Below are 8,609 nucleotides of genomic sequence, written 5' to 3'. Positions count from 1 at the left end.
TTTACAGTGATTTTCAGGTCAATGAACCACATAAAAAAATGATAACCTTGTAGGGACGTTGCATGCAACGTCCCTACTGTGGTCTATCCAAATGAAAACCGCTGTAAAAATACAAAATTTTTGATGAAACCGACTATTTACTTTTACATCCCTCGTAAATTATTTCCCCAAAAGTTACCTGAAAATCCCCATGAGAATTGGGCTGGATTTGGTTTAGGAATTTACGCTTGGACATTGCAAACTTATCTGCGTCTAAAAGCAGATGGTTTTCCTTGTGAATTAGTAGATTATTTACCCCAGTCTGGAATTGTTATTGTTCATCGCAATTCTCTTTATATTCATAAAGGCATTAAACCAGGAAAAAATTTACTTCTAATTTGTCTTAAGGCTGAATTAAATTTTTATCCCTATGCTCAATTTCATGTGGTACAAAATCCTGAAGAAATAACAGCTATAAATAATTATAACTACTATATACCTCACTGGACACAACCAGGATTAATTCCTCGGCATATTGAACGCGGTAATCAGTTTAAAAATATTGTTTTTTTTGGTCATAAAAATAATTTAGNCTACTATATACCTCACTGGACACAACCAGGATTAATTCCTCGGCATATTGAACGCGGTAATCAGTTTAAAAATATTGTTTTTTTTGGTCATAAAAATAATTTAGCTCCGGAACTTTTAAGTTTGAATTGGACAAATGAACTCAATAAACTAGATTTAAATTGGCGTCCTATTATTAATCAAAATCACTCAACGAATTATCAAAAAATTGATAATCGTTGGAATGATTATAGTCAAGCTGATGCAGTAGTTGCTATCCGCAGTTTTGGCAAACAGAATAAATATATAAATAAACCAGCAACTAAACTTTATAATGCTTGGTTAGCAGGTGTTCCCGCTATATTAGGTTATGAATCTGCATATCGTACAGAAGGAAAACCTAACTTCAATTATTTAGAAGTTACTTCTTTGAAGGAGTTGCTTGACAGTTTAAAGAAGCTAAAATCCGATATAAACTTACGTCAGACTTTAGTAAATAATGGTCAATTACAAGTAGAAAAAATTAATCCTGCTCAAACGACTAAAAAGTGGCGTTACTTTCTCACAGAAATTGCAATTCCTGCTTTTGATGATTGGTGTTCTAAATCTAGTTTAGTTCAAAATATGATTCTCGAAACTCGTTATTTATCTTGGGCGATCGAGCGAGGAAAGTCTAAAATTATGTCTGTTGCATCAAATCTTAAACTATGAAACTATTTTACTACAAACGTCGAGATGGGTTTAGTAATTTTGGAGATGAATTAAATAATTGGTTATGGCCTCAACTCCTACCAGAATTTTTTGATGAAGATGAAACAACGACTTTTATTGGTATTGGAACTCTATTAAATCAACTCTTACCTCAACGAATTCCCCAAGCTCAACGTTTAATTATTTTTAGTACAGGTGTAGGTTATGAACAGCCATTAAAAACTTTAGAGAAAAATTGGAAATTGTACTGTGTTCGAGGAAAATTATCTGCTAAAAAGTTAGGTTTATCTCCTGATTTAGCAATTACAGACGGGGCAATTTTAACGAGACGTTTATATCAACCTTCGCAGCAAAAAAATTATCGTTTTACTTTTATGCCACATATTCATCATGCCACTTTTGCAGGAGAAATATGGCAGAATATATGTAAAAAAATCGGATTTCATTATTTAGATCCCCGCTCCTCAGTAGATGAGATTTTATCTACTATTAGCCAAACAGAAGTTTTACTAGCTGAAGCAATGCATGGCGCAATTATAGCTGATACTTTTAGGGTGCCTTGGATTCCTATTATTACAAGTCCGAGAATTTTACTGTTTAAATGGCAAGATTGGTGTTCTTCAATTGGTGTAGAATACTATCCTTATTTTCTTTCACCTTTGGTTAAATCTTATCCCCAATATGCTGGTGGAATTCGTTCCTCTCTAAATGCTTTTAGTCATTGGAAAAATAGTTTACTCCAATTTCCAAACTTCAGACAAATTTGGCAACAACAAGAACAAGTTTCTGGTACACAATTGCTGAAAATTGCTCAAACTGGACGACAACAATTGAGTTCAGATACTCAACTTGAACATTTAACAGTTCAACTGGAAGAAAAGCTTGATATTTTGAGAAAAGATTGGTGTTCTAAGTCTTAAAAAAAAGTAATATAGGAATTATTATACTGCTGAGGTACAAATTTATAGGTGTTAGGTGAAAGGGAACAGAAAAGAAGAAAAAAAACTGTACTTCAATGTGACAAATTCTAGTTCTATTGTAAACCTAATCTCCGCAAAATAGGAATAATAATATAATGACTCACACCAAGACAAAAACCACCAACACAACCCAACAAACCGAAGAAACTTATACTAGCAAAAAACTCCAATAAATTAGGCTGACTTTGATTCACAACAATAAACTCTAAAAATAACTGGGGAAATATATTTAACTGCTCCAAACTAACAAAAACTATTGCCGTTAAACCAGCAACCAACAACGCATAAACCGAACCATGCTTTCTTAAACCAAGACCCAAAGTCATAACACCAGTTGCTACCCCCACAGACAACTTACCCATAATTTCCAGAATAATTAAATCCTCTGTTGTACTGTAGACACTGGTAGCAACTTGGGAAAATTGCCAACATAACCCACCTAAAATATAACCAACCATTCCCATAACTGCAGTTCGCCAATAACGACGACGTTGACCAAAACCACCCACATCAGTTAAACCAACTCCCGTCCCCAAACCTGCCAAACCAAAAACAACTATTTCCGGACCTATAGTCAAAGGAACATCTGATACCATAAACCAATAATTAGTAAATAAACTAGCAAAGCGATCGCCTACTCCTGACCAATAAGCAAAAATTAATCCGAATATCGCGCCAATACTTCCCCCAACTCCTCCCAGTATCATTTCCCAAATTGTATCGACACAACCTGCAAATATTTGATTAACTATTTGAGATACAGCACGAGAAAGTCTACTAATATTATTACCCAGGTTTATCAACTGAAGTTTCAAGAAATTTTTAACCTTTGTGCTAAAAGCAGATATTCCCAGAGACCTCTTTTGGTGTCGATAAATTTTAGCTAAACGGACTTGAACTTCTGCTGCTGTAGCTGGTCGTTGAGCGCCATCTAAACTAACCATATCATCCAGTAAGTTAGCCAAAGTCGGATTAACAGGTTTTAACTGTCGCCACTTCAGTTTACCAGTGGACGGGTCTTCCAAATCTGCCGGATATTGACCAGTTAATAAATGAATACAAGTCCGACCCAAAGCATAAAAATCTGTAAAAGGACCTATTTCACCTCCAGCAATTTGTTCTGGGGGACTATATCCAGGAGAAACTAACCTAGTTGTACTGCGTTTTGCCACAGTTCCTGTAGGTTTGATTCTATAATTATTCAATTGTTTCACTCCCCCAAAGTCAATAATTACCAGTTGACCTCTCTTTTTTCTTCGATGATGGGAAAAAGTTGGGGAAAATTTTGCCAGGGAGGAAACTTCCACTCCTCGCAACATTAAATTAGATGGTTTAATATCCCTGTGGATAATTTTTCGGCGGTGCAGTTCCCATAAAATTTCCATAGCTTGGGAAAGCCAGTCGATGATATAAATATCGGGACATCCTTGGGGATATTGTTCGATAATTTCCTCTAGGGTACAACCATCAATTTTTTCCATGACCAAACATGGCAATAACCCTTGGCCAGAATTGCCAACTTCTGACTGACTATTTCGCTTGCGGAGGTGAAAATAGTTTTCTGGTTCGACTTTAGGAATTCCAGAATGGCCTAAACTAGCTAAGACCCAAGCTTCCTGGTCAAATAGTTCCAGAGCTTTAGGGGAAGTTTCTACTAATACTTTAAGAATACGTTCAGTTTGAGTTTTTTGGTCCCAAACAATATATATTTTGGCAAATCCACCTGTACTTATTTTTTTTAGGGGAATGTAGCGATCGTTTAGTAGGAGTGGGGTTCCACAACTTTGACAGAATTTATTGCCCCATGCCTGGATTGGATTTGGACAATGGGGGTTTATACAATGGACTTTCGATAATAGGGACTGATGCACAGTCATCTACATTAAAGTATGGGTTAAGGACAATGAGAAAATTACCTATTATTTTCACATTTCCTCACAACATTTATCAGGGACAAAGATTACCTGTACAAAATTAATATAGCGTTTAATTAGAGCATAGGAAGAAGGGAGCCGTCTTCTGACTCTTTCTTAAATAGAAATGGTATTTAGTAACTTCTGTTATGAATGAAGGTGATTTTTGTCAGCTTGCATTCCAAGCATAGCACTAATTTTGAGAATTGGTATTACAAAAATTAATTTGATGGTAAAGATTTGTATTAATTGTTACCATTTTCCCAAATATTGAGTAGACTAACTATATAAGTAAAAATACGGGTGTGCGGACAAGAGTTGAATAACTAGGAATCACAGCAGTTGTGGCCTTAGGATGATAGTGACACTGTAGTATTAAATGGGAAAGTTAACGATGCCCTAAGATGGCATCTTTCCGATAAATAGCTGGCTAAATTATAAAAGATAAATTTATCGATACCCAGAGATTGGGTTTGTCATTGAGGTGACGCCACCGAATGTAACAGGAATTTTTATAACTTTTTATCTTGAAATCAGGGAGGAAGTTATGTCTGACGAGTTTTTTAATTTGAACGATGTTGGGCAAACATCTACCAATCTTATGCTACCCTTCGTCGCGGAGACAGGAGAAACTCAGGAGTTAAGGTTTGCCAGTGGTAGCGCAGACGCAGACATTCTTAGGACAGAGGAAGTACCGATATTAACTCTTGAAGATAGCATAGAAGATAGCATAAATATTGCCATTGCCCAAGAACCTGCCGAGTTTTTGCAGGCTGTCGAGACTGAAGAAACCGTGGGGGTTTCTGTTGGTACAGCAGACCCCTTGACTGGTGAGGAGGAAAATCTAGCTGAAAATGCAGTTACAATTCCCGAAGAGGATGAGGTAGAGCAAGTTCCCGAAGAGCCTGACATTTTGCCCCAGGAAGTTCCCCTTAGTGAAGATACTGATATTTTGACCAACGATGATCTCGATGATGCCGATGATTCTGAAGTAGAGGAAGAGACTGAAGAGGAAGCGCCTGTAGAGGAAGCGGCTGTAGAGGAAGAGACTGAAGAGGAAGCGCCTGTAGAGGAAGCGGCTGCAGAGCAAGAGACTGTAGATGAACAGGAAGAGACTGCAGAGGAAGCGCCTATAGAGGAAGAGACTGAAGAGGAAGAGCCTGCAGTAGAGGAAGAGACTGTAGATGAAGAGCCTGCGCCTATAGAGGAAGAGACTGAAGAGGAAGAGCCTGTAGAGGAAGAGCCTGCAGATGAAGAGATTGTAGAGGAAAAGACTGAAGATGAAGCGCCTGCAGATGAAGAGACTGTAGAGGAAGAGACTGTAGATGAAGAGCTTGCAGCAGATGAAGAGCTTGCAGCAGATGAAGAGCTTGCAGCAGATGAAGAGCTTGCAGCAGATGAAGAGTTTGCAACAGAGGAAGAGCTTGTAGCAGAGACAGAACAAGTTCCCGGAGATGAGGAAGATGGAAATGAGGAAGATGTAAATGAGGATTCTTCTAGAACTCAAAGGCCAAATAATCAACGGGACAATACTCCATCCACGGCTCGTAATATAGGAACGCTCCATGGTCGTCGCAATTTCCCAGGCTTTGTCGGCACAACAGACCCCATCGACTATTACCGCTTTAATCTGAGTGAGCCAAACCGTGTGAATCTCACCCTCAACGGTTTAAGGGCAGATGCGGACTTACGGTTGTATCGTCGTAATTCTAATGGCAGTTTGGGACCACTAATAGCCAGTTCCACAAATAGTGGTACCACACCTGATAGCATCACTCGCTACTTAGGCACTGGTAATTATGTGGCCAGGGTTTATCGTNGGGCAGATGCGGACTTACGGTTGTATCGTCGTAATTCTAATGGCAGTTTGGGACCACTAATAGCCAGTTCCACAAATAGTGGTACCACACCTGATAGCATCACTCGCTACTTAGGCACTGGTAATTATGTGGCCAGGGTTTATCGTTACGGTACAGCCAATACTAACTACAATCTGCAGCTAGAAGCCGATCAAGCTGGAACTCCCGGCCTACCTCGTAATATAGGAACGCTCCATGGTCGTCGCAATTTCCAAGACTTTGTCGGTTCAACAGACACCACCGACGATTATCGCTTTAATCTGAGTGAGCCAAACCGCTTGAATCTTACCCTCAACGGTTTAAGGGCAGATGCGGACTTACGGTTGTATCGTCGTAATGCCAATGGCAGTTTGACATCAATAGCCAGTTCCACACGAGGTGGTACCCTACCTGATAGCATCACTCGCAACTTAAGCACTGGTAATTATGTGGCCAGGGTTTATCGTCACGGTACAGCCAATACTAACTACAATCTCCGTCTAGAAGCCGATCAAGCTGGACCTNGCACTGGTAATTATGTGGCCAGGGTTTATCGTCACGGTACAGCCAATACTAACTACAATCTCCGTCTAGAAGCCGATCAAGCTGGACCTCCATGGGTACATCGTAATATCGGCACCCTCCATGGTCGTCGCAATTTCCAAGACTTTGTCGGTTCAACAGACCCCACCGACGATTATCGCTTTAGCCTGAGTGAGACAAACCGCGTGAATCTAACCCTCAACGGTTTAAGGGCAGATGCAGACTTACGGTTGTATCGTCGTAATGCCAATGGCAGTTTGAGTTTCATCACCAGTTCCACACGAGGTGGTACCCTACCTGATAGCATCACTCGCAACTTAGGCACTGGTAATTATGTGGCCAGGGTTTATCGTCATGGTGGAGCTAATACTAACTACAATCTGCAGCTGGAAGCCGATCAAGCTGGCAATACCTTCTCCGCGGCTCCCTATATAGGACAAATCATTGGTCCTCGCAATTTCCAGGACTTTGTAGGCACAACAGACCCCAACGACACTTACTACTTTAATGTAAATGGGCTAAACCGCTTGAGTNGCTGGAAGCCGATCAAGCTGGCAATACCTTCTCCGCGGCTCCCTATATAGGACAAATCATTGGTCCTCGCAATTTCCAGGACTTTGTAGGCACAACAGACCCCAACGACACTTACTACTTTAATGTAAATGGGCTAAACCGCTTGAGTCTCACCCTCAACGGTTTAAGTGCAGATGCGGACTTACAGTTATTCGATAGCAGTGGCACTGTCATCACCAGTTCAAGACGGGGTGGTACGGCTACTGAGACCATTAATTGGACCGTAGGCGAAGGTACATATTACGCCAGGGTTTATCCTGGTGTCAGTGGAGCCAATACTAACTATAATCTCCGGCTAGAGGCTGATGCAGCTGGGACTCCAGGCCCCCATCGCCAGATAGGAGATTTCAGGGGGGGTAGTCGCCATTACCAAGACTTTGTCGGCACAACAGACCGCAACGACTTTTACGACTTTACGCTCACTCAGCCAAGTCGCTTGGGTTTAACCCTCAACGGTTTAAGTGCAGATGCGGACTTACAGTTGCTCAATAGCAATGGCGGTGTGATCGCCAGTTCAATACGGGGTGGTACGGCTACTGATACCATTACTCGGAACTTAGTCCCGGGTACTTATCAGGCCAGGGTTTATAGTGTTGGTGGAGCCAATACTACCTACAATCTCCGGCTAGACGCTGATTCAGCCGGTAATACCCGCTTTGCGGCTCGCAANTTCAATACGGGGTGGTACGGCTACTGATACCATTACTCGGAACTTAGTCCCGGGTACTTATCAGGCCAGGGTTTATAGTGTTGGTGGAGCCAATACTACCTACAATCTCCGGCTAGACGCTGATTCAGCCGGTAATACCCGCTTTGCGGCTCGCAATATAGGACGACTCGTTGGTAATCGCAATTTCCAGGACTTTGTTGGCACAACAGACCTCCGCGACTATTACCGCTTTAATATAACTGAGCCAAAGAACTTCAATCTCCAGCTCACCGGTTTAGCTGAAGATGCGGACGTACAATTGCTCAATAGCAGTGGCGGTGTCATCGCCAGTTCAATACGGGGTGGTACGGCTACTGATACCATCACTCGGAACTTAAGCCCGGGTACATATTATACCAGGGTTTATCCTGGTGTCAGTGGAGCCAATACTTGGTACAGTCTCAACCTAAGGGNAATAGCAGTGGCGGTGTCATCGCCAGTTCAATACGGGGTGGTACGGCTACTGATACCATCACTCGGAACTTAAGCCCGGGTACATATTATACCAGGGTTTATCCTGGTGTCAGTGGAGCCAATACTTGGTACAGTCTCAACCTAAGGGTATAACGGAGTTTTTCTCCAACTAAGGCATCATGTAAAAATAAGTTGGACAAATACAGCCTACTGGCTTTAGAACAACTATCGTAGGGGTTTGGTCACCAAACCCCTACAGTAGTAGGTCTAGTAGGGTGCGTTAGGCGCTTACAAAAAACTATGATTTATCTGTCAAATCTCATGTTGCGCCGTAACGCACCCTTGATTTGTGCCGTCCTGCGGTGCGTTACGCTTCACT

At 41.3% G+C, this 8,609-nt stretch carries 2 protein-coding genes and 5 pseudogenes; 6 read left to right on the top strand and 1 reads right to left on the bottom strand.

Translation table 11 applies throughout. The annotated features are described in order from the left end of the window. Positions 1 to 1,256: 1,256 nt before the first annotated feature. Positions 1,257 to 2,180, top strand: coding sequence for a polysaccharide pyruvyl transferase family protein (locus tag AFK68_RS21630; RefSeq protein ID WP_094674977.1), 924 nt, complete (start codon positions 1,257 to 1,259; stop codon positions 2,178 to 2,180). A 113-nt stretch (positions 2,181 to 2,293) separates the two neighbouring features. Here the strand turns inward: AFK68_RS21630 and AFK68_RS21625 are convergent, their stop codons facing one another. Continuing rightward, on the bottom strand, positions 2,294 to 4,117 hold the full coding sequence (locus AFK68_RS21625; RefSeq protein ID WP_210407548.1) for a serine/threonine-protein kinase: 1,824 nt from the start codon (positions 4,115 to 4,117) through the stop codon (positions 2,294 to 2,296). Between the two features lie 583 nt (positions 4,118 to 4,700). Between AFK68_RS21625 and AFK68_RS46015 the strand changes: the two are divergent. From AFK68_RS46015 to AFK68_RS45995, 5 pseudogenes are all read left to right on the top strand, one after another. Beyond that, a pseudogene (locus AFK68_RS46015) lies at positions 4,701 to 5,972 on the top strand (PPC domain-containing protein); the annotation flags it as partial. Between the two features lie 129 nt (positions 5,973 to 6,101). Then, positions 6,102 to 6,515, top strand: a pseudogene (locus AFK68_RS46010) (PPC domain-containing protein); the annotation flags it as partial. 15 nt (positions 6,516 to 6,530) lie between these two features. Continuing rightward, a pseudogene (locus tag AFK68_RS46005) lies at positions 6,531 to 7,067 on the top strand (PPC domain-containing protein); the annotation flags it as partial. A 2-nt stretch (positions 7,068 to 7,069) separates the two neighbouring features. Next, positions 7,070 to 7,776 (top strand): annotated as a pseudogene (locus AFK68_RS46000) (PPC domain-containing protein); the annotation flags it as partial. A gap of 5 nt (positions 7,777 to 7,781) precedes the next feature. Next, positions 7,782 to 8,229 (top strand): annotated as a pseudogene (locus AFK68_RS45995) (PPC domain-containing protein); the annotation flags it as partial. Positions 8,230 to 8,609 lie beyond the last annotated feature (380 nt).

This window comes from Hydrocoleum sp. CS-953 (genome assembly GCF_002260545.1).
In the GTDB taxonomy this organism is placed as follows: Bacteria; Cyanobacteriota; Cyanobacteriia; order Cyanobacteriales; family Microcoleaceae; genus Trichodesmium.
The sequence above is the reverse complement of the archived record's forward strand: the minus strand, read 5'-3'. Positions and strand labels throughout refer to the sequence as shown.